Annotated in this window: 30 protein-coding genes and 1 pseudogene; 10 read left to right on the top strand and 21 right to left on the bottom strand. The window is 60.0% G+C overall.

Annotated features, from left to right (window positions below; translation table 11 throughout):
* The first annotated feature begins 74 nt into the window (after positions 1-74).
* Genes BBTA_RS37045 through BBTA_RS37035 form a run of 3 tightly spaced genes read left to right on the top strand, consistent with a single transcriptional unit; the run spans position 75 to position 2848 of the window.
* Complete coding sequence (locus BBTA_RS37045; RefSeq protein WP_041751801.1) at positions 75-812, top strand: HNH endonuclease; 738 nt, start codon at positions 75-77, stop codon at positions 810-812.
* A gap of 18 nt (positions 813-830) precedes the next feature.
* Positions 831-2240: an SEC-C domain-containing protein gene (locus BBTA_RS37040; protein WP_011930918.1), complete on the top strand. Its 1410-nt coding sequence runs from the start codon at positions 831-833 to the stop codon at positions 2238-2240.
* A gap of 5 nt (positions 2241-2245) precedes the next feature.
* Positions 2246-2848, top strand: coding sequence for a hypothetical protein (locus tag BBTA_RS37035; RefSeq protein WP_011930917.1), 603 nt, complete (start codon positions 2246-2248; stop codon positions 2846-2848).
* Between the two features lie 48 nt (positions 2849-2896).
* Here the strand turns inward: BBTA_RS37035 and BBTA_RS37030 are convergent, their stop codons facing one another.
* Genes BBTA_RS37030 through BBTA_RS37010 form a run of 5 tightly spaced genes read right to left on the bottom strand, consistent with a single transcriptional unit; the run spans position 2897 to position 6462 of the window.
* Complete coding sequence (locus BBTA_RS37030) at positions 2897-4276, bottom strand: metallophosphoesterase (protein ID WP_011930916.1); 1380 nt, start codon at positions 4274-4276, stop codon at positions 2897-2899.
* Positions 4276-4575, bottom strand: coding sequence for a hypothetical protein (locus tag BBTA_RS37025; protein ID WP_011930915.1), 300 nt, complete (start codon positions 4573-4575; stop codon positions 4276-4278). The genes BBTA_RS37030 and BBTA_RS37025 overlap by 1 nt, the downstream gene beginning before the upstream one ends.
* Before the next feature lie 3 nt (positions 4576-4578).
* Positions 4579-5574 (bottom strand): caspase family protein, encoded by a 996-nt coding sequence (locus tag BBTA_RS37020; protein WP_011930914.1) that lies wholly within the window; start codon positions 5572-5574, stop codon positions 4579-4581.
* A gap of 7 nt (positions 5575-5581) precedes the next feature.
* Positions 5582-5953 (bottom strand): TIR domain-containing protein, encoded by a 372-nt coding sequence (locus BBTA_RS37015; RefSeq protein ID WP_011930913.1) that lies wholly within the window; start codon positions 5951-5953, stop codon positions 5582-5584.
* 26 nt (positions 5954-5979) lie between these two features.
* Positions 5980-6462: a toll/interleukin-1 receptor domain-containing protein gene (locus tag BBTA_RS37010; protein WP_041751800.1), complete on the bottom strand. Its 483-nt coding sequence runs from the start codon at positions 6460-6462 to the stop codon at positions 5980-5982.
* A 239-nt stretch (positions 6463-6701) separates the two neighbouring features.
* Between BBTA_RS37010 and BBTA_RS37005 the strand changes: the two genes are divergently transcribed.
* Positions 6702-7859: a Fic family protein gene (locus BBTA_RS37005; RefSeq protein WP_041751846.1), complete on the top strand. Its 1158-nt coding sequence runs from the start codon at positions 6702-6704 to the stop codon at positions 7857-7859.
* 52 nt (positions 7860-7911) lie between these two features.
* Here the strand turns inward: BBTA_RS37005 and BBTA_RS37000 are convergent, their stop codons facing one another.
* Positions 7912-8799, bottom strand: coding sequence for an ImmA/IrrE family metallo-endopeptidase (locus tag BBTA_RS37000; protein WP_011930910.1), 888 nt, complete (start codon positions 8797-8799; stop codon positions 7912-7914).
* Between the two features lie 2 nt (positions 8800-8801).
* On the bottom strand, positions 8802-9128 hold the full coding sequence (locus BBTA_RS36995) for a helix-turn-helix domain-containing protein (RefSeq protein ID WP_011930909.1): 327 nt from the start codon (positions 9126-9128) through the stop codon (positions 8802-8804).
* Between the two features lie 151 nt (positions 9129-9279).
* On the opposite strand from BBTA_RS36995, the gene BBTA_RS36990 reads away from it, so the two are divergent.
* From BBTA_RS36990 to BBTA_RS40505, 3 genes are all read left to right on the top strand, one after another.
* The gene (locus BBTA_RS36990; RefSeq protein ID WP_011930908.1) at positions 9280-9489 is read left to right on the top strand and encodes a hypothetical protein; all 210 of its coding nucleotides are present in this window, start codon (positions 9280-9282) and stop codon (positions 9487-9489) included.
* Between the two features lie 11 nt (positions 9490-9500).
* Complete coding sequence (locus tag BBTA_RS36985) at positions 9501-10220, top strand: toll/interleukin-1 receptor domain-containing protein (protein WP_011930907.1); 720 nt, start codon at positions 9501-9503, stop codon at positions 10218-10220.
* Positions 10221-10338: 118 nt separating this feature from the next.
* A complete protein-coding gene (locus BBTA_RS40505) occupies positions 10339-10650 on the top strand; it encodes a hypothetical protein (protein ID WP_148221663.1) in 312 nt (103 codons plus the stop codon).
* On the opposite strand, the pseudogene BBTA_RS36980 reads toward BBTA_RS40505, so the two are convergent.
* The 7 genes and pseudogenes from BBTA_RS36980 to istA form a co-directional block, all read right to left on the bottom strand.
* Positions 10645-10953 (bottom strand): annotated as a pseudogene (locus BBTA_RS36980) (SOS response-associated peptidase family protein); the annotation flags it as partial. The gene BBTA_RS40505 and the pseudogene BBTA_RS36980 sit on opposite strands and share 6 nt — an antisense overlap.
* A gap of 62 nt (positions 10954-11015) precedes the next feature.
* Positions 11016-12083: a relaxase/mobilization nuclease domain-containing protein gene (locus BBTA_RS36975; RefSeq protein ID WP_244424512.1), complete on the bottom strand. Its 1068-nt coding sequence runs from the start codon at positions 12081-12083 to the stop codon at positions 11016-11018.
* Complete coding sequence (gene mobC / locus BBTA_RS36970; RefSeq protein ID WP_041751799.1) at positions 12080-12598, bottom strand: plasmid mobilization relaxosome protein MobC; 519 nt, start codon at positions 12596-12598, stop codon at positions 12080-12082. The genes BBTA_RS36975 and mobC overlap by 4 nt, the downstream gene beginning before the upstream one ends.
* 427 nt (positions 12599-13025) lie before the next feature.
* Positions 13026-14006 (bottom strand): ParB/RepB/Spo0J family partition protein, encoded by a 981-nt coding sequence (locus BBTA_RS36965; RefSeq protein ID WP_041751798.1) that lies wholly within the window; start codon positions 14004-14006, stop codon positions 13026-13028.
* On the bottom strand, positions 13996-14757 hold the full coding sequence (locus tag BBTA_RS36960) for a ParA family protein (protein ID WP_041751797.1): 762 nt from the start codon (positions 14755-14757) through the stop codon (positions 13996-13998). Before BBTA_RS36960 ends, BBTA_RS36965 begins: the two co-directional genes overlap by 11 nt.
* A 257-nt stretch (positions 14758-15014) precedes the next feature.
* Positions 15015-15875, bottom strand: a complete 861-nt coding sequence (istB, locus tag BBTA_RS36955) for an IS21-like element helper ATPase IstB (protein ID WP_011930901.1) — start codon at positions 15873-15875, stop codon at positions 15015-15017.
* The gene (gene istA / locus BBTA_RS36950; RefSeq protein ID WP_011930970.1) at positions 15875-17182 is read right to left on the bottom strand and encodes an IS21 family transposase; all 1308 of its coding nucleotides are present in this window, start codon (positions 17180-17182) and stop codon (positions 15875-15877) included. The genes istB and istA overlap by 1 nt, the downstream gene beginning before the upstream one ends.
* Before the next feature lie 489 nt (positions 17183-17671).
* Between istA and BBTA_RS36945 the strand changes: the two genes are divergently transcribed.
* On the top strand, positions 17672-17932 hold the full coding sequence (locus BBTA_RS36945; protein WP_041751842.1) for a WGR domain-containing protein: 261 nt from the start codon (positions 17672-17674) through the stop codon (positions 17930-17932).
* A gap of 105 nt (positions 17933-18037) precedes the next feature.
* A complete protein-coding gene (locus tag BBTA_RS36940) occupies positions 18038-18343 on the top strand; it encodes an HU family DNA-binding protein (protein WP_041751796.1) in 306 nt (101 codons plus the stop codon).
* An 18-nt stretch (positions 18344-18361) separates the two neighbouring features.
* Here BBTA_RS36940 and BBTA_RS41045 read toward each other — a convergent pair whose 3' ends face one another.
* The 3 genes from BBTA_RS41045 to BBTA_RS40495 all read right to left on the bottom strand — a co-directional run bounded on the left by BBTA_RS41045 (position 18362) and on the right by BBTA_RS40495 (position 19779).
* Positions 18362-18505 (bottom strand): hypothetical protein, encoded by a 144-nt coding sequence (locus BBTA_RS41045; protein ID WP_011930896.1) that lies wholly within the window; start codon positions 18503-18505, stop codon positions 18362-18364.
* 63 nt (positions 18506-18568) lie between these two features.
* Complete coding sequence (locus BBTA_RS36935; protein ID WP_041751795.1) at positions 18569-18880, bottom strand: DUF736 domain-containing protein; 312 nt, start codon at positions 18878-18880, stop codon at positions 18569-18571.
* A 716-nt stretch (positions 18881-19596) separates the two neighbouring features.
* Positions 19597-19779: a hypothetical protein gene (locus BBTA_RS40495; RefSeq protein ID WP_041751793.1), complete on the bottom strand. Its 183-nt coding sequence runs from the start codon at positions 19777-19779 to the stop codon at positions 19597-19599.
* A gap of 148 nt (positions 19780-19927) precedes the next feature.
* Here BBTA_RS40495 and BBTA_RS36920 point away from each other — a divergent pair, with 148 nt between their 5' ends.
* Entirely contained in the window at positions 19928-20128 is a 201-nt protein-coding gene (locus BBTA_RS36920; RefSeq protein WP_011930893.1) for a hypothetical protein, read from the top strand.
* A 171-nt stretch (positions 20129-20299) separates the two neighbouring features.
* Here the strand turns inward: BBTA_RS36920 and BBTA_RS36915 are convergent, their stop codons facing one another.
* From BBTA_RS36915 to repA, 4 genes are all read right to left on the bottom strand, one after another.
* Positions 20300-20719: a hypothetical protein gene (locus BBTA_RS36915; RefSeq protein WP_148221661.1), complete on the bottom strand. Its 420-nt coding sequence runs from the start codon at positions 20717-20719 to the stop codon at positions 20300-20302.
* A 102-nt stretch (positions 20720-20821) separates the two neighbouring features.
* Entirely contained in the window at positions 20822-22054 is a 1233-nt protein-coding gene (repC, locus tag BBTA_RS36910) for a plasmid replication protein RepC (RefSeq protein WP_011930891.1), read from the bottom strand.
* Between the two features lie 197 nt (positions 22055-22251).
* Positions 22252-23271: a plasmid partitioning protein RepB gene (gene repB, locus BBTA_RS36905; RefSeq protein WP_041751792.1), complete on the bottom strand. Its 1020-nt coding sequence runs from the start codon at positions 23269-23271 to the stop codon at positions 22252-22254.
* Positions 23268-24482: a plasmid partitioning protein RepA gene (gene repA, locus BBTA_RS36900; protein ID WP_041751841.1), complete on the bottom strand. Its 1215-nt coding sequence runs from the start codon at positions 24480-24482 to the stop codon at positions 23268-23270. The genes repB and repA overlap by 4 nt, the downstream gene beginning before the upstream one ends.
* Positions 24483-24685: the final 203 nt, after the last annotated feature.

The raw sequence follows: 24685 nt of genomic DNA, 5'->3' as shown, positions 1-24685 counted from the left end.
CAGGCGAATCGAAACCCCGCTGACCATTGCAAAGACTAGAATTCGAAGAATCGGCGTCATGGTATACTGCGCTCATGAGCAAGCGGCACGTTGGCAAAATCTGCGTCTACTGTGGCACCGCACCTGCGGCGACCATGGACCACGTGCTGGCGCGCGAATTTTTTCCGATTAGCCGCCGGGACAACCTGCCCAAGGTCCCGGCCTGCGGCACCTGCAACGGCGTCAAGAGCGGCCATGAGCACTATCTCACCGCGGTATTGCCGTTTGCAGGCAATCATCGAGATGCGCTTGGCGTCCTGTCGACGATGGTTGAGCCGCGATTGGCAAAAAACGCGAAGCTGAAGGCCCAACTGGCCTCTGGGCAGCGGCAGGAGCTGATACTTCAAAACGGCATGCTCGTGCCGTCAATGACACTGCCGTTCGACGCGACCCGGGTCGACGAATTGTTCAAGTTCATCACGCAGGGGCTGCTGTTCCACCATTTCGGGGCGATGCTCGATCGGCAGAAGCACGGCGTTTGGGCCGGGTTCCTCAATCGACAAGGCGAGGAGATGCACCGGCAGCTGCTCGCCGGCAACGCCCGCTCCCGCATAACCGGCGATCTCGGTGCCGGCGCGCTTGTGTATGAGGGCGCGCAAGGCGTCGATTTCCCGGAGATGTCAATCTGGGTATTCCGGATCTTCGGCGGCATCCGGACCAGCGGTGATCCGCACGAGCCGGAGGCGGTGCTGAGGGTGATCGGAGGCGTAACCGTGTCGCATCGGGTCCTTCAGCGGCTCGATGCCGGACTAGAATCCCCAGTTGCGACTTAGCTGCAGGCGAGCCGCAGGATGCCGAAACGCCCGATGTGGAAGCCAAAATGGAGCGAGCCATGCCCATGCGCGTCCGGGAAAAAATACAAGCAATGCTGCTGGCAGCGGCTGCAAGGCTTTGACATCGGCAAGGCGTACGACCAGGCGATCAAGGATAATAACCTGGAGCGGGCGCTGAGCGCGACCCGCGCGGACATCACGCAATATACAATCTGGCACAAGACCAATACCGCTCCCGCGTTGGGCCGGGTCAGCGTCGGGCCCGAGCTGTTGCGGATCGACGTGAACGCCCTCGGCGCCTACGTTTCTCGCCTGTCGTGGCTATATTTCCGGCTCGGCCTCACGAAGGATTGGCTGGCGACGCTGGACCGGCTGCGCACCAACATTCAGCATCCTTCGTGGTACAGGAAGATCGTCTACTATCGGGCTATGCATTATCTGTCGCCCGGCAGTGACCGAGAGGAAGCCCGGCGGGAGCTGGCGAAGGCGGGTCCGATCACGAAGGCGGAAACGGACCTTGAGCTGCTGCAACTGTACGTCGACCTGGAGTTCGACGATCAGCCGTTCGCGCCCCGAATGGAGATTATCGACCGCATCCTCGAACTCGACGAAGATCGCGACAATCAGCTCCAATATCGCGGAGCGAAAGCGGTTCAGTACTTGATGATCGGAGACACCAAGACGGCCGAGCAAATCTTGGCCGAGGTCCTCGACATCGTGAAAGACACTGAGGCCGACGACCCCCTTGGAGCATATGAGCGGCACCTCTTCGGACGGCTCCTGCAATTGCAGGGTAACCTGCGACGCGACAAGCAGCTGCTGAAGGACTCCGCAGCGCAGTTTCATGCGCTGCTGCTTGAGGACAACTGGACGCAGGCCGGCAGGGCCGCGCTGCAGCGCGAATTGGGCGACAGCTACCGATACGCTGATGATTGGGAGCAGGCGGAATGCGCTTACCGGGAAGCCCTTCAGCTCGGATCTTCTGACCTCGACAAGGTGCACCTGGCGGAATGCCTCCTTTACCGCAAGCAGATCGAGGCCGCGAGCAAGGAAATCGACGCCGTCAAGCGGGAAACCCTGCTGTGTCATGAATTCGAGGATTTCGTCTTCGCCTATTCGGCCATTGCGATCTGGTCGACCGCGCCGGAGCGGCTGACCAAGGCGAAGACCTTACTCCAGTCACTGGGAACGGCCGAGCCGCTGTTCAATGAGCGGCGACTCAACTTGTTGCTCCGTGTGACGGAGACGCTCGCAAGCGGCAAGGCCTCGACTAAAGCGAAATCCGACAGCACGCCAGACGGCGGGCTCGCGACGGTATCCAACTTCTTCTTGCTGGAGCCGAACATCGCGGGCATCGGCATTAACTTCAACGCGATCATCAATTATCTCGCGCGCAAGAAGGCCAGGAAGAAGCCCGAGACTGAGTAGACGCGATGAAATTCACCCTCGGCGACGAGACCGACAAGGCGCTCTGCATAGCCCTCAAGCACGAATTTCTGCGCTGCGACGAGGCATTCAAGCAGTTTGCCTCGGCCGGCGAAGAGCTGATTGTGCAAGGGCAGGATCGGCGGCGAGCTTACAAGGCCTATGATGCCTACGCGAGATTCGTTCATCACCTTTATGAATTCGCACTTTGCGCCATTGCCCGTGAACGGCATGACGCCAGCACGTTGCAGGCCGTCGATGCCGACAAGTACATCGCGAGCTTTCTGCACAGGTCATTGCGGAAGAGGCGGGACGCGATCTTGGACGGCACGGCCCCCAGTTGGGAAAATCACATCAGCGCATTTCCCGAGAGCATTCCTCCAACCTTGCCTGAAGAGTTTCGTCGCGCCAGGAATATCGCGGTCGCGCATGCGGGGATCAAGCGGCCGAAACTGAACATGTCCGAGTTCTACGATCGCTACCACAAATTCCTGCACATCTTTTACAAAGATGCGCAGAGCTGGTGGGGCCGGGAGACGGACGAATTCCCCCACCTTGAGGAGATCACGGCGTTCTCTCTGATGATCTCGGAGAAGCCAGCGACCAGCTAGCGTCGAGCTGGCTCGCGCTGTCGTACAGCTTTCGGTGCAAGTCTAGAGCTAGCGAAACGCTTCGCTAAACAGCAGATCGCGGCCTTTGGCCGTGGTTTGATAATAGTCGGCTTTGCATAGGTCGGCTTCAATACTCAAAAGCGCGTAGCCATGATTGTAGACTCCGCCTCGTGTTCCCAACCTGGACTCGTCTAGCAGTGCTGGCGCGTCGTTGAGATCTGAGAGCGGCTTATATATCTCGTCAATGACTGATACAGGAACAGCGCTGTGGCCAACGCAGCGACCGCGTTCAAGGCCGGCAAACGGCTTATAGACGCTAAGCGTATGTTCATGCCCCCAGAACCACGCTGCAACCGGCTTGGTTTCTGTCAATTTCTTGAAAGCCTTTAGCAGCAGCGGATTAACCGCAGACCTCTTACCTTGGCTATCGCCACCCCCGATCGACGAAAAAGCAGAAAATAGCTGATGGTGAGAGAGCAGTATGGTTCGGCCGTTAAACTCACGGATGCGGTCGCAGTGCCAAGCCAGTTCGTCTTCTTCGATGTAAGTCAGCGCGCCGGCGACAGTCGCGGGGTTATCGTCATGCAGGCCGGTATCCATCGCCAGAAACTGCCATTTCTCATCTGCCGACCGGAGGCAGAAGAAACTGGCCGGCTGTGTCAGGGGCGCGGGGTTGAGCTTCGTAATGAGGTCGTAAAAGCCGACGCCACCGCAATACATGTCATGGTTGCCCGACAACGAATATACTGGGAGAGCCCTGTCCTTACGCAGAACGGCATTGACCGGGTTCAGAAAATTTGCCTGGCATTCAGCAGGAGTGCCCGAGTAGTAGATATCGCCGAGATGTACGACGACGTCGGTGCGCTCTTCAGCGATGCAACGCAGAACTTCCATTGCGGGCGCTGCACCGGTTCCCCAATCCCCGATTAGACCAACGCGCGCGTTAGCCTTGATCTCAATCGTTTTCGGCCCGACATCGGCTGCCCGAATATAGGGGGTCGCTTTTCGCTTCCCGTCCTTAAAGTAACTGCCGTATGCTTCAAAAGTAGTGAGCCAGGCGGGATCGCAAGTCCCGGCCTTGAATTCATCTTGCAGCTGCTGAACGGCAAGCGTGTCTCCGAGTGCCTGGGCCTTCATATAACGTAGCGCCCATTCGGCACAGACCTTGGCCATGCCTCCCTTGGATAGCTCGCAGGCCGTCGGGTTACCGTCTAGCGTGGGGACAGCATCGCCTACCGACAGGTTATATTCGCGCTCGGCGATATCGACGGCGATGTCCTGCAGCGTGCTGGACATGGATCGCTGCACGCCAAACCGGCTTTTGGCAACGGCCCTATTCTGGCCGTCGACCTTATTGGCAACCTCGGTAACGGCCGATTGATAAAGAGAAAGGAGAGGGTCACGAAAGGTCTTGAACGCATCCGACATTATTTTTCACCCGCCCCTGCAAAGTGTTCCAGCCACCGCTTAAGAAGTGGAAAATACTTACGCACTTGCTCACGATCGCTGTCCTTCTCCTCTTCGGGAAGAGCGTCATACGACGTATCGATCTGCCGGTCCCAGCGAGCTACGAGATCCGCCGGCAGCAGAACCGATCCATCAGATTGCCGCTGGCCCTTTTCGTGCAGGTATTTTTGCCAGTGAGCCCAGCGCTTGTGCTCAATCGCCGCTAGCTCTTCCACGAGGGAGTCGAAGGCTTGATCGTTTGGCGTCTTGGACATCTGCATGCCTCAGATTAGCTTATCCGCGACCAGCCGGCGATAATGCTCGCCCAATACAGTTAGCTCGCACGATTTGCTTTCCATCGCGGCGTGCCACATGTGGGGAGCGCCCACGGGACGAACTAAATTCACTCTGACGTAGTTCTGCAGCATTTTAAAAATGACATTCTTCGCAGGATCTGGTGGAGGAATGCTTGTATCGTCGCGCTGCTCCTGAGACCTTTCCGGCTCGTAAGATGGATCGAGCGGGAATTTGAACCCCGGCTTCGGAAAGTGCTTGGCCAATTGCAGCAACTCTTCGAGCGCAATGGGTGGGGCGGCTTTGCGGAGGGAGACAAATGACTTCACGTTAGTCTTGAATACGGGCCTCTGGCCGCCCCAAGGTCCCAGCGATTGGTCGATGTGCGCATAGACGCTGCCAGGCGTTACGTCGCCGACCAAGTTAGCCGCGGCGCCGTTCAGAGCGTCCACCAGCAGATTGGTGAAGACACCCGGTGCGCCGTTGCCTCCTTCGTAGGAATATTGATCTTCGGTAGAGGCCGTCAGCAACGTCATTCCCTCGCCGATCTCGGCGAGGCTGCCCTTGCCTGGCCTGTTCCCGGCGATTCCTCCGTGGCAGCTGTCGAGAATGATGATCTTGTTCTTGGCCTTTGATTCCTTTGCGAACGTCATGACGTCGCTGAGCGCTAAGCCATCGTCACCGTCACGGCAGTCACTCGCGCAAAGGAAACCGCCGGTCGCATCGACGTAGCCGTGACCAGCAAAGTACAGCAAGACGATTTCGGAATCGTCCGCGAACAGCGCCTCGATAGAGTCCCGAAGAGTCCGCCGGGTCACCAAATCTTGCACGCCGGTAGCGGTCAAAACCTTCGGCGTCTTGAAGTTCGTCGTCTCATCAGCATTGCGACAAAGCATGTTCGCAACGGCTTCCGCATCTTTGACGCAGCCGCTCAGCGACGTGAGATCCTGGTAGTAGTCGATGCCGACGATAAGCGCCTTGCGCATGGAGAGCTCAGAGTGAGTCAATGAAATTGCTGATGTTGGCGTCGCTCCAGGCGTAGGTCGTCACGCCTTGGATCTCGGTACGGTCATTGCTATAGGCCCAGATACCACGGACCTTCTTGCCCTCTTCCTTGGCACAGGCAATTTCCCATTTTTGGCCGGTCGAGTTGGTGGAGTTCTTGCTCACAAGAACGATGACGCCGTCAGATCGGCGAATCCGAGTCCGCACCTTATCTTTCCAGCCGCTGTCGTATGCCTCCTTCACCGACATGTCGATGAACTCGTACGGCGCGCGCGGATGAAGCGACTGGCCCTTCAGCAGGTCGCGCTGCTTTTCATCCTCAATGGCAAAGGCAACAAAAATAACTTTTGGGTTAGCCATGAAATTTCTCCAATGCTCAAGCTTGATTATGGTTGGCCAAGGGAAGCCTTCAGGGACGTGTGGAACGACCGGAAGCCTTGGGCACGGGCCGTGGCTCCCTGCCCCTTCTGAAGCCGGCTCTCGACCAGCAATTCCGCTCGCCTCGATTCAGCGATGTATTTATCCAGGTCGGCCTGGGTCCGCAGGTAGGGCCACTTCACCAAAAATTCCGGCACCGTCGCCCCGCCGGATACGAATGAAGCGAGAAATCGCTCTTTCTCCGTCGCTACCCCGATTTCCCAAGGTACCCACCAGGATGCCTGGGTACGTGCGCTTATGACCGCAAGGAGCTGGGTGCACTGATCCAACTGCCCGCGTATATAATCGGCGAGATCAGGACCGGTTTTGGCGAGCTGGCTGTCGATGACATCCAGATAGACGAAAAGACCATTGCTCTTAAGATACGCTGCAATGGCCGCCGCCTGCTCAGTGTCTTCCTTCTTATGCGAAATAAAGACCTTTACGGGCATTGTTCCCCCCTCCCATTGAAAGAACAATTATAGAACAAAAGCTCACCTCGCAACTACCGCGTGCGGAAATCCCCAGGTTTCTGCAATCGACAGCTGTATTTATGGGAATGCGTTGAGAAATTCTGCTGATCAAACCGGCAATAAAAGCGGCAAAGCATGGGCACCGACTATTCCTTTAACGCTTGATTCTGCTCTAGTATTTACCGGCAAAGAAAGCGGCAAATATGGACGTCTCAGCGATGGAACCCCTCCTGCCCGAGGATCGGCAGGAACTTGAAGATTTAGCGACCGATCTGTTGGCTAAGGCCAATACGTTGGCCGGACGGCTACACCCGGTTTTGCGGGCCTCGGTGGGGGACCTGGTGCGTTCGATGAACTGCTATTACTCGAACCTCATCGAGGGCCACAACACGTTGCCCATCGACATTGATCGGGCACTCAACAACGACCTTGCCAACGAGCCTGAGCGTCGCAATCTGCAATTGGAAGCGCGCGCGCACATCGAAGTGCAACGCATGATCGATCGCGGTGAGGCCCCCTCGCCTGCGCTGTCCGTCGATTTCATCGTCTGGACGCACAAAAACTTTTGCGAGCGCCTGCCGGAAGAGCTGCTCGTCGTCGACCACCCCACCACCACCAAAGAAAAGATTAGAATCGTCCCCGGCGAACTTCGGAAGGACCACGTCAAGGTAGGACTCCACATACCGCCGCCACCGGGAGACCTCCCGGCGTTCTTGCAGCGGTTTGCCGAAGGCTACTCGTCGAAGCACCTTTCGCGACTACGTAAGATTATCGGCGTTGCAGCGTCTCACCATCGCTTAGCCTGGATTCACCCGTTTCTAGACGGCAACGGCCGCGTGACTCGGCTGTTCTCGCACGCGCTCTTACGGGAGTTGGATGTCGGCTCCGAACTTTGGGCCGTTTCGCGAGGACTCGCGCGACGCGTCAACGATTACAAAGCTAACCTGCAAGCGGCAGATGAACCACGGAGAGGTGACCTTGATGGTCGAGGCAACCTAACGATGGCGGGGCTTATCGGTTTCTGCACATTCTTTCTGACGACGTGTGTCGATCAAATCGACTTTATGGCCGCGCTCCTGGAGCCGGAAGAACTGTTGAGACGCATGGAGATCTGGACCGAAGAGGAAACGCGTGCAAAACGCCTTCCAAAGGGTTCTTGGCCCCTGCTGCGTGAAGCGGTGATGGCTGGTGAATACGCGCGAGGCAATGCACCAGCGCTTACGGGATATGAAGAACGCCAAGCGCGAACGGTCCTCAATGTGCTTATTGAGAAGGGTTATCTTGTGTCGCCAACCACGCGATCACCAGTCAAGCTGGGGTTCCCAACGGCCGTTGTCGATCGATGGTTTCCGAGACTGTACCAGCCGGCCGGCTAAGTTCCTGCGAAACCCAAGGTGACCGTCGCAAATCGCAGATGCGCTTGTACGACTAGCGCCAGCGCGCTTGCTGATCCCTGAAACGTTGTGCCGACGTCCTGTCATCGTCCGCCTCTTCGTCCTCCTCGATTTCGAGCCAGAGCATAAGCAGCGCATACCCGTCTTGCTGAGGATAAACCTGCTCGAAGAGTTCTGCCCGCTGCCCCTGCTTGAGGTCGACCCAATGCTCGGGAACGATCGACGATACCTCGCTGGCGACGCGTTGGCGCAGGTCCTTCTTATAAAAGCTGGACGCGCGCGGTACGGGCTTGCCGTAGGCCACTGAAATCCACGGGAATGTTGGTCCCTTGTGAGCACGGCGGACGATGCCATCCTTGATCACGACGATAGCGAGCTTCTCGTGGTGATACCGAGCGTATGCGCGGGCGGCCGCCTCCTTGCTGACATCGAAATGTTTCGCGACCAGAGGGATGTGCGCAAGCGTCGGATCACCCTTCGGGATGAACCTCCGCAACGCGGGCGGCGGGATCAGCAGGAGGCCGGAGAACTCGTTCGCTTCCGCCTCCATGCGCACATAGCGGTCGCCTTGGTCAGTTGACCACTTGGCCATATCGGCCCGCGAGCAAAGGAATTTGCCGGCTTCAACCGGCTTATGAGACACAATCAAGAAGTGCCCCAGCTCATGCCCGATGGTGAATCTGCGGCGCCCGGAAGGCGCCGCACGGTTGACTAGGATGAAGCCGGTCGAGCGGGCGTCGTCGGTCACAAGCCCACCCTCAAAGCCCTCGGTCTCAAGCGGCGCGATCTTCTCGATATCCAGTTGCTTGGCTAGCTCTTCAATCGGCACCGGTATCGGCAGGTCTTTCTCGACGGACAGAATCTTGGTGACGAGGCCCATCGGCGAGCCCGTGTCAGCCAAATCCATCCGCGAGATCTTCATGGCTACCCCTTGGGTTTCCGATTCTTCAGGTGATCCATCATGGCCTGTATGGCCTGACGGTCGGCAGCGCTCAGTTCGTTCAATTCCCGGTACATGGCCACGACTTGCGGATCGGCATCCTCGCCGGCCGGGTTCTCGCCGATCAGCTCGGCGACGCTGACCTCGAAGCATTTCGCCAGCTTGGTCAGAAGCTCGATGGATGGATTGCTGCTTTTGCCCGTCTCCAAATCCCAAATGTGGGCCTTGGATGCACCGACGTCGTCCGCAACATCTTGAAGTGACTTCTTTTTTTTGAGCCGAAGTTCTTTGATTTTTGAAGCCAGCGCCATTCAGTTCCTCGTCGAATCGTAACGGCGCGGTTTGAGGCCGCGCCGGCTATCAGACGATTTTGTACCACGCCAGTTGACGACATGTAAACTGTACAGATATAATTGTACAGAATCGTCGACTCGGTGTCGGTGATAGAAAGGATCAGTCTTGATGACCAAACACTGCAATAACGGCCTGGATGATCGCTGCCGCGACCAGGATGGCGAAATTCGTCAGAAACGGGGTGACACCCTGGTGGGCACCTTGCGCAAGACCTACGGCCCCGACTTCGCCCCCGGCGTCCGTAGCGACATGCGCCTCGACACCTTGCGCGAGCGCATGGGCGGCACGTCGCTGTCCCAGATCGTCAAGAGCAAGTAGGAGGCAGCGACGTGTCCAGATGCACAGCACCAGTAAGGGGCCATCGCACGGCAAGCGCGGCTGCGGAGTGCCCCGCATGTGGTGGTCGCTCTCGCAGCTACGGCGGCGGCTTCAGGTCGTACCCGTCTTACACCTCGTCCTACTCGTCACCCCCCTACTCCTCGTCGGGCAGCAGTGGTGGCGGCCGAAGCAGCGGCGGTGGGTATGGCAGTCGCGTAAGGGCTAGATGGTCGCGACCCGGTTCATCCGTGCTGTACACGCCGACCGAGGTGCGCGAGCTCACCCCAGTCCGCGAGGCCGTTGAGAAGCAAGCGTCCCTTGATCTTCGAGATATGTTTCTTTGCCATGCATGGGACGACCGGCAGGGCCCGGCCAAACAATTGCACGATCTGCTTGAGGCACGAGGCGTCAAGGTATGGTTCAGCGAAAAGGACGTTGGCCTCGGCGTGCCCTTGATGCGCGCTATCGACAAGGGCCTGGCGAACTCGCGGATTGGGATCGTATTGGTGACCCCTGCCTTGCTGCAACGCCTCCCAAACGAGAGCATCGCCGACAAGGAGCTTTCTGTGCTGCTCGCCGGTGCACGTCTCGTTCCCGTTGTCCACCAGACGACGTATGAAGCTCTCCGGAACGTCAGCCCTATGCTTGCCTCGCGAACGGGCCTCGACACCGCAGAAGATTCGATGGCGGAAGTTGCAGCCAAACTCGCCGAGCTAGTTGCCCTCCCGTAGCGCGATTTCCGAGCGGACGTACGTCGGATAAGTAGCGCGGGCGCCGATGCGGGCTGCGACTGCGGCTTACGGTCGGGTACGTCTCAATCGCGCAGAGTCCTGAGCAGGCAGAGCCTCAATGAGCTATTCAAAGCGTGTTTTATTTGGTGACGATCCGGCCGATGATGCCGCACGCAGACATATCGCTGAAACTACCGCTAAATATCTTGAACCCTTCCAGTTCAAGGTCCCCACCCGACGGAGGAATCGGCGCAAGGTTGGTCCCTACTGGGATGGAGCTTGGCCATCGATCGTCGCTGCAGCCGCCAAGAAGTTGAACATTGATTCAGTCCAAATCAACGACCAACGGTGCTTCAAAACCCAGAAGGACGCCGACGCGGTAAAGGCTCTCGCAGAGACGACATTCCAAGCGCAGATCGAACGTTCATAATCCGTTGTCTTCCTTTTCCGCGCCGCGCATCACGATCTTCAAACCCACATCAGGCAACGGCCGCTGCAGGCCCTTCGCTTCAGCCCATGGCGCTCGCATCCAGACATCGTGCTCCTCATCGGTGGTGAGGATCACCGGCATGGCTTTGGGGTGGATCGGCTCGATAACCGCATTCGGCGTCGTTGTTAGAAAGCCGTAGACCAGATGCGGACCGGGCAGCGGCTTGGACTTGGTGCCCCGGTCGCCTCTGTATTCAGTCCAAATGCCGGCGAACGCGAACAGCGGCCGGTCCGCAGCGGAGGCGCTTCGATAGGTGGGAGATCATATCTAGCCCGAGAATATCCGGTTCAAGCCTGGGATGATGCCTATCTCGTCCGCTCTTCGCCTCGTGTTTCGTCGCGCTGGTCGCCCTTCTCCGCGCCGCGGCGGCGGGAATTGGCAAGTTCCGAAAGCTCGTTCTTCAGCGCATGCTGACGGGTTTCGACGGGAGGCATGTCGTTGACGAATTGACGGATCTGTCGCGCGAGCGCGTCATCGCGCGCCGTCCCAGAGCGCTGCAGCTCAGCCGCGAAGTCGAGATACCGCTGCCGGATTGCGTCCTGACGTAATCGGATCCGGGCGTCCCAAGGTCGTTCCGTCGGCTTGCCTCCCCTCACCTCACGGAGAACTTCCTCCCGCGCCAGCCGATCGACCTCCGGCGCAATCTTTCGCTTCCGCAAGGCCAGCACCGCGCCGCGATCGCCCTTTCGAACCCGTCCGCGTGTTCGCCGCGGCGTTGCCTCCGCCGCGATCCCGCGAAGCCGGAGTTCGCCAGCAAACCGCTCCCGCCAGGCCTGAAGATCGGCCTTACGCGGGTTGAGGCGCTTGCCGTCATGGCCCAGTGACCGAACGGTCAAATGGACGTGGGGATGCTTATCGTCGAGGTGCTGGACGAAGACGTAGTCGCGATTGCCCCCGAACGTCTCGATAGCAAATGCCCGAGCTGAATCCTTGACTGCGACGGCGTCGGTGCCAGCCGGCATCGACAGGATGATGTTGACCGAAAGCGATGCATCACGCCGGCGCTTGTCGTCGAGACCGGCATCGTCCTCCCAGCGTTGCTGCAGATCTTTCAATCCGGAACGACCCGCCAACGTCGAACCCTGCTCTGTCTCCGCGTCGAGCTCGCCGTTTCGCGTGATGTAGGCAAGGTGCGACTTGAGATGAGCCACGCTTTTGGTGCGACCGGTGATCTTGACCATCACCTCTGGTGCTCGGCGCACGATGCGTTCGAGCTTTGCACGCATCGCCGGCGTCAGGCGGCCGGGGGCGGCCGGATCGGGGATATCCCACTCGGCCCGTCGCGGGCGCCGATTGGGCGTTTCCCAGACATAGGAGATCGGCGGAAGTTCGGAGGCCAGGCCGGTCGGCCGCGGCGAGTAGCGCCGGCTCATCGCCACCCATCCCAATAATCTGCGTTGCCGTGCAGCGCATTACGCAGTTGCGCGAGCTCTGTTTCGATGACCAATTTGGCCTCTTGAATTGCGGACAGATCGGGCTCAACCGCCCTGCCCTGCAGCACACTGGTATTTGCGGCACGCGCGATTTGGTTGATGTTGCCGCCGATCCGGTTGAGCTCGCGAACGATCGCGCGAAGTGCCTCATGCTCGCCCGGGGAATGCTGCACTGGTGACCCCAATCGCGAACGCACCAGCGCGACGATCCAGCCGGTTCGCGTCATTCCACGCTGATGTGAAACTTCCGCGAGCTGCCGCATCTCGCTCTCGCGAAATCGCACCGTCACCTTCTCCGGCCGTCCGACCGGCAACGCCAAGATGCGCGGCGCCGGCGCAGCTAGGGCATCAGCAATGAGACGCCGCAGCAGCGCGGACTTGCCGCCCTGGGTAGCGGCAAGAACTGAGAACTGCGCCGCGACTTCGTCGGGGACGCGAAGCGAGATCAGAGCCATGCACTCCAATCCCAATCGCGATGTAATACATCGCTGGCGCGAAGCCTATCCTGCACTAGAAAACGTAGATCTCTCCACCCCCGCCATGTTGGTTCAAACCAACGAGCTTGGCATTCAAAGCTCGGCAGTTGCTGCAGCTGAGATCCAAGCCAGCCGACGATCGATGCGGACAAGAATTCCATCGGGAATGACGCAGCTGTCAGCCCCGATGCTTGCTCACCACGAACGCCGTGCGCGCAGATCGGCAACATTGGCACCGAATATGTGGACCGCGGCTTTCCAGCAGCCTGCGGCCTCTCTACAGCGCTGTGGGGGGCGCGTTCGGCCTCCGGCTGCTGCGCTAGCGCGCCATCCTTCGGATGGGAAATCCGCTGCGCCGGCGCACCAACGGCAGCAATTTTTCTGAGGAGGCTGTCCAGGGCCCGCTTCATGCGAAAAGGATCTCTTCGATTGTGATGGTCGATGCAGGAACCTCTTCCGCTTCTTTTGCGCCATCAACCAACAGCACTGCGTGCCGCGAGCCTTGAAACGCGAGTCGATCGACCAGAAGACGGCCAGTGCGACCTTGGTGACGCACTCTGATCGTTAGTGATGTGCTCATTCGCGCGGCCCGATCGCCCGAAGAGCTGGGACGCTCTTCAGCGATCGCCGCTACACGGTCTGTCTCTATGGGTCGCAATGCCGCTTGCGTTCCGACCGGACTTCGCGGTGGTTGATCTCCAGGGGGCCCCTCGCCGTCAGCATGGGAACCGCGGACCTCGGTGCGAATTTTGCGAGCCAGTTGACGGGCGTGGGCGTCGGTGAAGCTCTCCTGTGCTGCGCATAAAGTCTCGATGGCGTTGGGCTGTTCGCGCCAAGCCTGGTAGAGTTCATACACAGCACGGATTGATGAGCCGGCAAGCTTCGATCGGAGGAACTGCGGCATGCTCTGGACCGACGCGTAGCGAGACACCCAATCCCTCGGCTTGCCGAGCTTGCGCGAAATGTCAGCTTGGTTGTCACCCTGCTCCAAACGGTCCGCGATGAATGCCGCGATTTCGGGGGCATTGAGGTCATCGCGCTGGATATTCTCGATCATCTGGACATAACGATCCGCAGAACCGACCGCATGAATGAAAGCCGGGATGTCACGGAGCCCGGCGCGCTTAGCGGCACGATACCGCCTCGCACCCATGACGATCACGTACCGGCCTTCCTCGGTCGCTTGCCTCAGCACGATCGGTTGCAGCACGCCATGCTGACGGACTGATTCCGCAAGCTCCTCGAGCTTCTGTTGGTCGAAACTGCGACGAGGCTGGTCCGGATCTTCGTCAATACGGTCGATGGCGATGCAAGTCGGTTGTCCGATTGTGGCGGCACCATCTTCCGCGGCGTCGATGAGCTGCTTAAAGCTGAGATCAAGCGCCATGTGCCGGCTCGTCCATCTGCGCGACGATTTTGGCGAGAACATCGCGGATTTCCCGACCCGCCTCCTGCGCAGAGCGGCGCTTCAGCTTCCAGACCGGCAGGCGTTCCGCAACGGCCTCAGCATAGCCGTCCCTTGCAACGATCTGGCCCGGGAACACATATTTGCCCGCCTCGCGCAAGAGTTGCTCAAGATGGGTCCTTTGACGGGGCGATTTCGTGTTGAAGTTAGAAGGCAGCAACCCGAGGAACTTCGTATCCTGGCGGCCATAGCGTCTCTGCACGCCAATCACGGTCTGCATCAGACCTTTGACGCCCTTGATCGAATAGTCCTCGAGATAGATAGGGGCCAGCACATGCGAGGCCGCAACCAAGCAGCCGACACTGCGCAGTCCAAGTGATGGCGGCGTGTCGATAACGCAGGCATCGAACTGATCCGACGCGATAGCGAGGTTCTCTTGCAGAGTCGTTATGGCGGCCACATTGCTGCGATCTAGATCAGTCAGCGAGCTATCGGCCGGCGCGAGCGTTAGGGACTCGTCTTCCCGAGGTGCGACCCGTATCCCCGGCTTGAACAGATCCGCGGCTAACGTTGAACCGGCGTAGTGCCTCAACGTATCCGACGCATTGCTCTGCGCATCAACGTCGATCACGAGAACGCGGAGATCCGCTTCCGCCATGAACCAGGCCAAATGCACAGCAAGCGTCGTCTTGCCGACCCCGCCCTTTTGATTGTTGATGACAATGGTCTTCATCTTAAGGTCCCAAATGGGTCTAACGGCACGGGCGGCATTTCCTCGTCCAACATGTCGTGGCGGATGTTGGTTTGAACCAACAGCGGTTGCGAATCCGATCACCGGAACGATCCCGGAATTCATCCGGCGAATCCCCTGCCAGAAGAGTCAGGTCAGCCATAGCCATCGAGGGATTTTCTAGCGAAGCGAGACGGGATGTCAAACGCCATCCGGAACTGCCCCCTTTGCGTCATGAAGAACTGCCCCCACCATCGGGATTATGATCTCGGTTGAAGGTTGTTTCCGCCGGTGACGGGCCGGAGGGAGGCGGAGCCGACCGGAGGGCCGTCACCGGCGGTCGGCGTTTTGATGAGACCGCTCTTGCGCTTGGCTCGGAGCCGGTAGCTGTCGCCGCGGATCGTCAGCACGTGGCTGTGGTGCAAGAGCCGGTCGAGGATCGCGGTGGCGACCACGGGATCGGCGAACACGGTGCCCCATTCGGCAACACTGCGGTTCGAGGTGATCAGCATGGCGCCAGTTTCATAGCGCCGACTGACCAGTTGGAAGAACAGATGCGCCGCGTCAGGTTCCAGCGGCAGGTAGCCGAGCTCGTCGACGATCAGCAGCTTTGGCTTCGACAGCGCGAGCAGTTTCTCATCCAGACGCCGTTCGCCATGCGCCTTGGCAAGGCCTGCGACCAGTGTCGTCGCCGTGGTGAACTGCACCGTGTACCCGGCCAGGATCGCCTCTCGCCCCAGCGCGATCGACAAGTGCGTCTTGCCGACTCCGGGCGGCCCGAGCAACAGCACGTTCTCTCCGTTAGCGATCCAACGTGATGCGGCAAGGTCGCGGATCTGCTTGGGATCAATCGAGGGCTGCGCCTCGAAGTCGAAGCCTGCGAGCTCCTTCACGGCCGGGAAGTGTGCAAGCTTCAGCGCCATATCGATGCGGCGATGATCCTTGCGCGCGATCTCACGTTCGCACAGCAAGATCAGCGTCTCACGCGCCGACAGGTTCGCGCGCGCCGCCTCGTCGAGCAGGCTGTCGAGCTGGTCGCGGATGCCGGAGAGCTGCAATCGCGCCAGCATGGCATCGAGCGGATCGGTCGGTGCTTCGGTTGCCTTCTTTGCGCGCGTCATCAGAAGCTTCCCCCGATCACGGCTTCATATTCGGTAAGCGGACGCAACAACGAATGCGGTGGAGACGATCCCGGCACCGCCGCTGCAGTCTCCGGCCGGCGGACCGCGCCATTGCGCCCGGCAACACCGTCGAGATGAACCGGATCGACGATCCGCAGCCGGCGCCCCTTCGATTGCTCGTGAACCGCGACCTGGTGCACGCCATGGCGGATCCGCACCTCGCCGGCCGCGATCGTTACCGCTACGCGCTCGCCAATAAGGCGCCACGGCACCGAGTAGCTGTTCGTATCAATCTCGACGGCGCAATCATTGCCGACGACGCGGGTCAGTTCACGCAAGGATCCGAACGACGGCAGCCCGCCGAGCGGCTTCAACCGATGTATTTCGTCACGCGCGAAGCGGATGATCGGGGCCTCGCCGGTCGTGCCGTGGATACGAACGTTCGCAACCTCACGCTCCCACCTGTCGAGATGCGCCTCGAATGCTTCCCAACTAGGGAAGGAATGACCGGCGATCGCGTTCTTCTTCACGTAGCCGACGCCGTTCTCCGTCTTGCCCTTCGTGCGCGCCCGATATGGCGCGCACGCGCGAGGACGGAAGCCCCAATGTTTTGCGAAGGCTATCAGCTTGTCGTTGAACTGAACCGACCGGCTCACCGCGTCATGGCGCACGACAAGCGCGCGTGGATTGTCCATCAGCACTTCCTCCGGCACGCCGCTGAAGGTCGTGAACGTGCTCTCGAGCCCGGCGAACCAGTGCTCTTGCTTCTCGGCCCGGAACGCACGCACATGGAGCCGTCGCGAATGCCCCAGCGTCGCCACGAACACGAATGCTTTGATCTTCACCCCGCCGATCTCGACCAGACGCTCGCCAAAATCGATCTGCAGCTGCCGGCCCGGGGGCGTCTCGAACCGCGTCGTCGCCAGCGCCTCGGCCTTCAGCGCCTGGCGATAGGGCTGCACGGCGCGTTGCAGCGTTCGCCGGCTGACCGCCACGCCTTTCTCGGCCAACAGGTCCTGGCGCACCACGTCGGCATTGCCGCGATGCCGAATGAGCCTCTCGCGCAGCCAACCCTCAAGGCCATCAAGCCGTTTCGGCCGCTCAGGCGATTTGAACGGCTTCACGCCGCCCGCCGCCACGTAGTCCTTTACCGTGTGATGGCTGCAGCCCAGCTCGCGCGCAATCCGCTTCAGACCCCACCCGCACGCCCTCAGGCGCAACATCTCCGCCACGTCATCCGGCGTCTTCATCACCTGCCCCCGTGGATCACTCCACGATGAGCCTTCCGTGATTCGTTCCTCGTTCATTCGCTCTCTCCTCGGCTATCCAAGGAGGGGGCAATTCCTCATGACGCCGAGGGGGCAGTTTTCCATGGCGCGCGACACGGGAATCGTGCTCGTTGCTGGGCGCTCTGCGACGAGATCGCGAGAGGATCGTCACGCGAATGCGCGGAGACCGCCTGTGGGCTCCGGGAGCGTCGCCGCGGCGGCGCGAGTAGAGCCGTCCCCGAAGGGGCTCGCCCAAGCAGGCAAGGCTATGAGAACCGTAGGAACCTTTGAATTAGAAGCCGATCTCTTGCGGGCGGCTGTGTGATCAGGACTGCGCAATTGCAAGCTAGGCATTGCGACGCGCGCGTCCCGATGGCGACGTCTCCATTGAGGAGAGAATCAATCCGGCAATAGGACGGGCCGCGGCATTTTCCGGCGCAATGGACCTATCGATAAAATGAATCGATCTGCCCGGTCGATTCATAAAACTCATTGGACGCCGCTTCCCTCGGAAGCGAGAATCTGTCCGTGCCGAAACCCGAACCGGAACCGCTTCATCTGCGCCGCATCGATGCCGCACGCAATATGCGGCGGTTCTACGCGCTGTCCACGCAGCCCACCTTGTTCGGAGAAATGTCGCTGATCCGCAATTGGGGCCGGATCGGCACGAGTGGCAAGATCATGGTGCAGACCTTCGATGGCAGTGCGAAGGCGGTCGAAGCGTTCGAACGGCTGGAGCGTGCCAAGCGAAGGCGCGGTTACGCTGTCGCGGACGGAAACCTGTCATAGTCTGACAGTTTTCGGGGATTGCGGCTCTGCCTGTTATGCCGGCTCTATCTGTTCCACGGCGTTGGTGTCAGACGAGCAAAATCGAAACAAGACGGAGCTCGTCCCATGACAACTGCCAATGAGATCGCCGAAAAGATCGCAGCCGAGAACGACCTGACAAAGGCTCAGGCGAAAACCATCGTCGATAGCGTTTTCAAGGCGATCGCTGATGCTGCCGTGAGCGGAGCCGAGACGAGCCTTCCCGGGTTCGGCAAGTTCAAGGTCAAGGATAGCCCCGCTCGTGAGGGCCGCAATCCGTCGACCGGCGCAACGATTGCGATCGCAGCTTCCAGGAAGCTGACTTTTACGCCCGCCAAAGCCATCAAGGATAGTCTCAACGGAGGAACGATCCCTAACGACGGTGCATCGTAAGATGCAAAACGAGGGGGCTCATGCCCCCTCCTCGGCTGCGAGCGCTTCGTCGCGTTGGCGGATGAGTTCGGCCAGTTCGACCTCGAGCGCCTTGCGCTCCGCTGGCATGAACACGCATTCGCGCAGCTCAGCGCGCAATTCTTCAATGGTGTCGACGGTCATGATCGCATCTCCGGTAGAAGGGAAGCGGGTCCCGCCTTGCGGCGGAGCCCGCTGGCTGGAGCTTCAGTCCCGGTTCGGCCTAGACCAGATCAGCTGGACGCCCTCTGCACCTTCGACTTCGATCAGGGTGGCGTAGATCGGAGCCGGGAAGCTCGGATCGTCCAGCTTGACGGAGAGGTAGTCGCGCTCGGTGTCCTTGGCGGTCTTCTGCCAGGCGGCGCCCAACTCGACGTTGCCAGAGTAGATGCGGAAGTGCGGTCCCTTGTCGGATGGGTTGTCGACGCGGATCAGCTTGGCCTTGACGTTGAGGTTGAGCGTCTTGATAGCGCCAGAGAAGCCATTGCCCGTGGAGGTGAAGGTGCCGATGGTAGCCATTGTCTCATACCCTTGGTTTTCTCGGGCCGCGCCTATCGCGACCTCGATGGCGGTCGTGAGACCGGAGGCGATCGACCTGCACCCACAGGGCCGAAATGAAATGGAGGGCGGCCGGCAGCGACTTTCTTGGACCGCGAGGAATGGTGCGCAGCGCCAGGGGAAGAAAGTCGAGGACGGACGTTGCAGGGACAAGATCGAGAGCCCGCGAAGCGGGATCGCCCTTCGGTCAGACCAGCCTCTATCGAGGACGCAGATGGGTGCGCCCATCGCGAAAACACATGGAATGAAGACAGGCGGCCCGAATCCGTTCGGCCATTCGGATCTCAGGCAACGGGCGTGGCAGCAAAACGCGGCTCACCTTAAGCAGTCCACCTAAGCGCCGCGTCATCACCCGCAATGGAAACCGTCGCTGTCAGCAACGTCGGCGCACCTGTCGAACTCGCCATCGCAGGATCGATAACAAGGCTGGCGACGTACTCGCCATCTGGAAGCAACCCCGCCCTCCGCATCCATGCGACCGACACGCCCTGCGAGGCGTGAAACAGATGCTAGCGTCGCTGGACATGCCGGCCTCCCGAGTCAGGGACGATTCCGCCGGCACGCGCGATGGAACGAAGTTGGGCGTTCGGGTTGCAAGGCCACAGCGTTGGAGAGGGCTGTGAGCACAATCGGCCTCTGCAGCAATCCGGTTGCCGGGCTCGATTTCAACTCGAACACTATTTGGCCGGCGGTCGCAGCGGGCTTTCCGCCCACTTCCGGGCGGCGGGATCGCGCAGCGGATCGTCCTCGCAGACCAGGCAGACGTAGCGCGGCCGGCCGGGCGCGACGTCGTCGAGCACGGCCCTCAACGGCTTACCGCACTTCGGGCACAGCTTCCGGCTGAAGTAGAGCGGAGTCATGGTTTTTGCCTGCCGGGACCAGCTTAGTTCCCCGTGCGCGGCGAGCACAAGTAGATCGACGAAAATTGTCCGCATGCACCAGACCGCTTGACGCGGAGCGCGTCTCACACTGAAATCCGGTTTTCAGTGATGTTGCGGGGATGGCGTCATGGAAGAATTTTTCAGGGGCTTCGCGCAGCGGGCGCGCGATCTGGCGGAGAACGCGGACCCGTTCACCAAGCGGCGGCTACTCGACCTAGCCCAGCGATACGATCTCAAGAGCAGACCGGGAGCCCCGGGCGGTCGGACCCTTCCGCCGCCGCGCGCAACGCCGCCGACGGCGCTGTTTTCCGGCTCCGGCGAAGCTTAAGACTAGTCGGAGCGCGGCCCGGTCGTCGGTATTCTATGTTTTCATCGACCGCGACGAGTGTTCGCCGGACCGTCCTGACCGGTCCGGGTGTCGGCCGCCCGCGGTCGCGGTGCTCGCGTTAGTACAAGCTGGCCCTACAGCACTGAACCCTGCTGACCGTGGCGCGAGGAGTCATCGCCTGCGCCGCGCGATCTCGTCAGCGACCATGCCCTCGGCTCGCACTAGCCGCTCATGTAGGGTCTCGAACATATCGAGGATGTCATCATTGGGTTCATTCTTGCCCTGCTCGATCGCTTCGGCGACGAGCTCATCGAGGGGCGTCTCCTTCAATTGGCCTTTCTCCAGAAGTTCTTCAAACAGACTATCGCTGCTCGGCTGCGGTTGAATGCGACCGTCGGAGTTGCACCAGACCGTGAACGACTGATGTCCAAGAACGGCGCGCTCGACCGCCTCCGCATCCAACGGAATCAGCGTGCCCCAGGCCTCGCCTTCCTCGTCCGCGAACCCAGCCACGTACATCCCTTGCTCCGCGGCGCCTTCATCACGAGGCTGGAAGAACGGCGTGAGGATAATTGGAGGGTGTTTTGCCATGACGATCTCTCCGAACGGTTCTGCGTCGACACGCAGCAGCCGGGCTGTGCGGGTAGTTCGATCACACGAAAAAGGCAAGGTCTGGGAAGGCGCCTCATCGCCTCACGCCCGCTGCTTGTCTCGCCGGCGAGAATTGATCTGCGCCATCAGGATCGGGCCAAGCGAAAATTCGCCGACCTCGGCTTTTCGCGTCAAACCGCGCAGATACCCGCCGGCGGAATTGATCGCCGTCCCACGCTGAAGGATACACGCGACGACGATGGCTGCGGGCACCTCGCCCATAACCTTTTGCGCCTCCTCCCAAGCGCTCGGGCTGATGCCCAGCATCGATCGCACAACGGCCGCGGTAGCGAGGAAATCGCGCCAGTTCGAAACCCCACCCTTCGCATAATCGACGATGTCGGGACACGCGCTCAGGACCATTCCTAACGGATACGCCCCCTCTCCGACTCGCGAGGGTTGAGATTTGGGCTCAGCTCCCGCCGCCCTGCCTTCTCGAAGGACAGGTTCAAGATCAATAGGGTCCTCTGGTTTTGAATTCTGTATGTGGCGCTCAGAATGGGACTCATTGGCGCTCGGATTCTTGGATTTGATGTGTGCTTCCAGAAGATTGAGCACGTCGTCTGCGAGTTGAGACAGCTCATCGGCGATCGGCTCGAGCTGCTGGCGCGTAGCCGTGCGCGGAATCTGATCGACGATCGCGCGGAAGGCGGCGTGCACGACCTGCCAATCGGCAGGCCCCTGCCCTCCCCTCCGCGTCGGGACGGCTTCCTCGATGCCAGTTGCAATCATCTTCGCAATGTCGCGCCGGCACAGCGTGATGCGCTCTCGTACAAGCTTGAGTGCGCGGGCCTCGGCTTCGATATCGGCCGCCAGGCTCTCGAACTCCTCTGACCGCACGACCAGCGGCGACAGATCGAAGCCGAAGGCGAGCTCGATTTCGCCGGCGTTGTCCTTTCGCGCGTACCGCTTGCCATTCGGACTGTCGCGCCGAACGATCAGCCCCGCGTCGACCAGCACAGCAAGGTGACGGCGAAGCGTCGATGCCGGCATGCCGTGCGCCCGCCGAGTGAGTTGATGGTTCGAGGGGAAGACAATTAGATCATCCTCCCCGGTGAGCGCGGTCTCGGGATGGAAGGTTAGGAGCGCGTTCAATACCGATAGCGAACGCTCCGATACCCCAAGGCGCGGCCGTGCCGTGCAGATGGCGTGGAAGATCTTCCACTTGTGCACGATCTTTTCGGGAGGACGTTCCGTTGCGACCATCTGGCTTGCCACGTGGGCAAGCGTCAGCGATCGCCGCCCAAAGGGCGTCGTTGGGGAGTGTGACTGCATGTCTTTGCCTCAGCTGGGCAAAGAAAACCTGCTCGCCGAAACGACGATAAAATCGCGTAGAAACTCTTGACTGCGATTCGCGAAAGTGATTCTCTGTCAGTCGCCAAACTTGAAGAGAAGGCTTCCGGAACTCCGTTTCGGGGGCCTTTTTTCTTTTCCCTTGTCTGCTCCTGGTTCGTGTTTACGGGACGAGGCCGTCAGGCCTCGGTAGTTTCCTGGCCGCCATTCGTCTTGGAAAAGGCGTCGAAGATGGCCGGGAGTTGCTCCACAAGAAATGCCGCGAATGTCGCCGAGACATTCTTGTCGATGGTGAGCTTCAATTCGCGCTCGATCTGACGCACGTGCGCAATCTTGTCCCCGGATGCGGAAAAGACTGGCTTCTCTTCCGGTGCCTTCGATGTCCCCGCGGGAGATGGACGGCTTGCTGCTGAGAATGCTGCGAGAAATCGAGCGTCGGTTTCTCGCTCTGCAAATTTCGGTTCAGCGATCGCCGCTCTGACACGTTTGAGTGCCGCGGCATCCTTGATTAATTCAGCAAATGACTGCCAGCGGCCGCGACCAACTTTCGGAGCCTTCCCGATTGCTTGAACGACTTCGGGTGGAACCGATCGAGCGACGGCAAGGAGTTTCGAAGCCTCAGCCCGATCGATCGACAACGCATCCTGCACGATTGACCGGCTATGCCCGGCATCTTCGATATGCATCGCGAAGCTGGCGCGCTCAATGAAACTTAAATCCTCGCGCGGTGCGTTCTCGAGTCCTTGCGCCACGACAAGGGCTTCATCTGACAGCGATCGCAGGATCGCTTTGACGGAAATACCCAATTCGCGCGTGGCACGGACGCGGCGATGACCATACGCGCTCTGATAGCGCCCTTTTGCTTCAGGATGCTCCCGAACGAGAATGGGCACCTCTTGGCCACGCTGTGCGATCGACTGTTTGAGTGCTTCGAACGAGCTATCATCGTTGTCGCGAAACCGGTCGGACAGGGGTGACGGATCAATAAGCGAAGGGTCGATTTCAAGGATCACAGCCCCAGATGCGATTCTTTCGCGAAGCTCCTCGTTCTCCTTCTCGACTTCGGAAAAAGAATCCTTCAACGAGCGGACCGAGCCCGACGAGACCCGCGGCAAGGCAGCGGGCACGTTGTCAGCTGACAACGTGCTTGATTGCGGGGCCGTGAAAAGGCTCTTGATAGTGTCAGTACGTTTGCTCATCGACCCCACACCTTCTTAAGAAGTTGCGCGATTTCGGCATTGACCGCGTCGACTGATTCCAGCGCGCGGTCGTAGGCGCCCCGCCCTACCGCGCCGCGCTCCAGCTCATAAAGTGATTGCTTGGTGAGGCCAGCATTGGCGATTGCAGTCGATTTCCAAACAGTGGCCTGGAGCACATCCGATCCAAAGAGATTACGAAGGAGGGCCACGATTTGGGCTTCGGGCACGTCGTTGGGATCGTGACGCGTGATGACGTACCGGATGAAATCGTGGTCGAGTCGCCCGCCGGCTTCCTCGATGACGGACATGAGATCCGACGTCATGAGGAGAAATTGGCTCATGGATGCGACATCGACCATCTGCGGATGGATGGTCACGAGCATCGCGGTGGCCGCGTTTAGCGCGCCCATGGTCAGGTAACCAAGTTGGGGTGGGCAGTCGATAACGACGACGTCGTAGTCGTCGGCAACCTGGTCGATGGCGCTGGCGACGCGGCGAAAGAACAGGTCGTGTCCGCGTTCACGCCGCTCGATCATTGCGCGAGGCGTGTGGTGCTCGAACTCCATCAACTCGAGATTGCCGGGAACGAGACCTATCCCGTCAAAGTAGGTCGGCCGGACGATCTCGCGCAGTGGCCGGCGGTGCTCGTCATACCGGATGGCACCGTAGAGAGTTTCATTCGCCCCAATATCAAACTCGGGCTGGTACCCGAACATCGCGGAGAGCGACGCTTGCGGATCGAGGTCAATCGCAAGGACCCGGAAGCCGGCAAGGGCAAGGTACTGGGAAAGATACAATGCCGTCGTCGTCTTGGCGGACCCGCCCTTGAAGTTTGCGACGGTGATAATTTGGAGCTTGTCGCCCGGCTGGCGGCGCGGGAGAAATTCCAACGCTTCTCGGGGCCGCGCCGTGGCTAGATACGCGCGCAACTCATGAATCTGAGCCAGGGTATACGATCGGCGTCCCCCAAGTCCGGTCGCTGGGGTCGGTCCGAGTCCGTCGAGCGAGAGCTGTCGAAGGTAGCCGTCGGAGACGCGGGCAATTCGCGCAACCTCCCCTGAGGTGAACGAGCGGAGAGACTTGCTGGCTGAAGGCGGGAAAAGCGTTGTAGCGAGCGAGCGAAGCTGGCCGGAAAGAATGCCGGCATGGCGAGTGATCCGCGCCGACGCAGTCTCGCTCATGGTAACCGATTGTTCCGCTAGGCTCGGCATTTGCTTTCTCAAAACGGTTTCTGCGCGTCAGACGCCTGATTTCCGTCTTGAGAGATGGCCACGATTCTGTGATTTGAGCAAGAATTAAAGGGTTAACGAGTTGTTAACGCCTAATGGCGCGCTGACTACAAGCAACGGCAATTTTCGGTTCATCGTGCGGCTGTTGTCAGCTGACAACAAAGCCTCCAGCGACCGGGCGGAGC

Origin of the sequence: Bradyrhizobium sp. BTAi1, from assembly GCF_000015165.1 — a bacterium.
GTDB lineage: Bacteria > Pseudomonadota > Alphaproteobacteria > Rhizobiales > Xanthobacteraceae > Bradyrhizobium > Bradyrhizobium denitrificans.
Note: the sequence above shows the minus strand (reverse complement) of the source record. Positions and strands in the feature narration are given on the sequence as shown.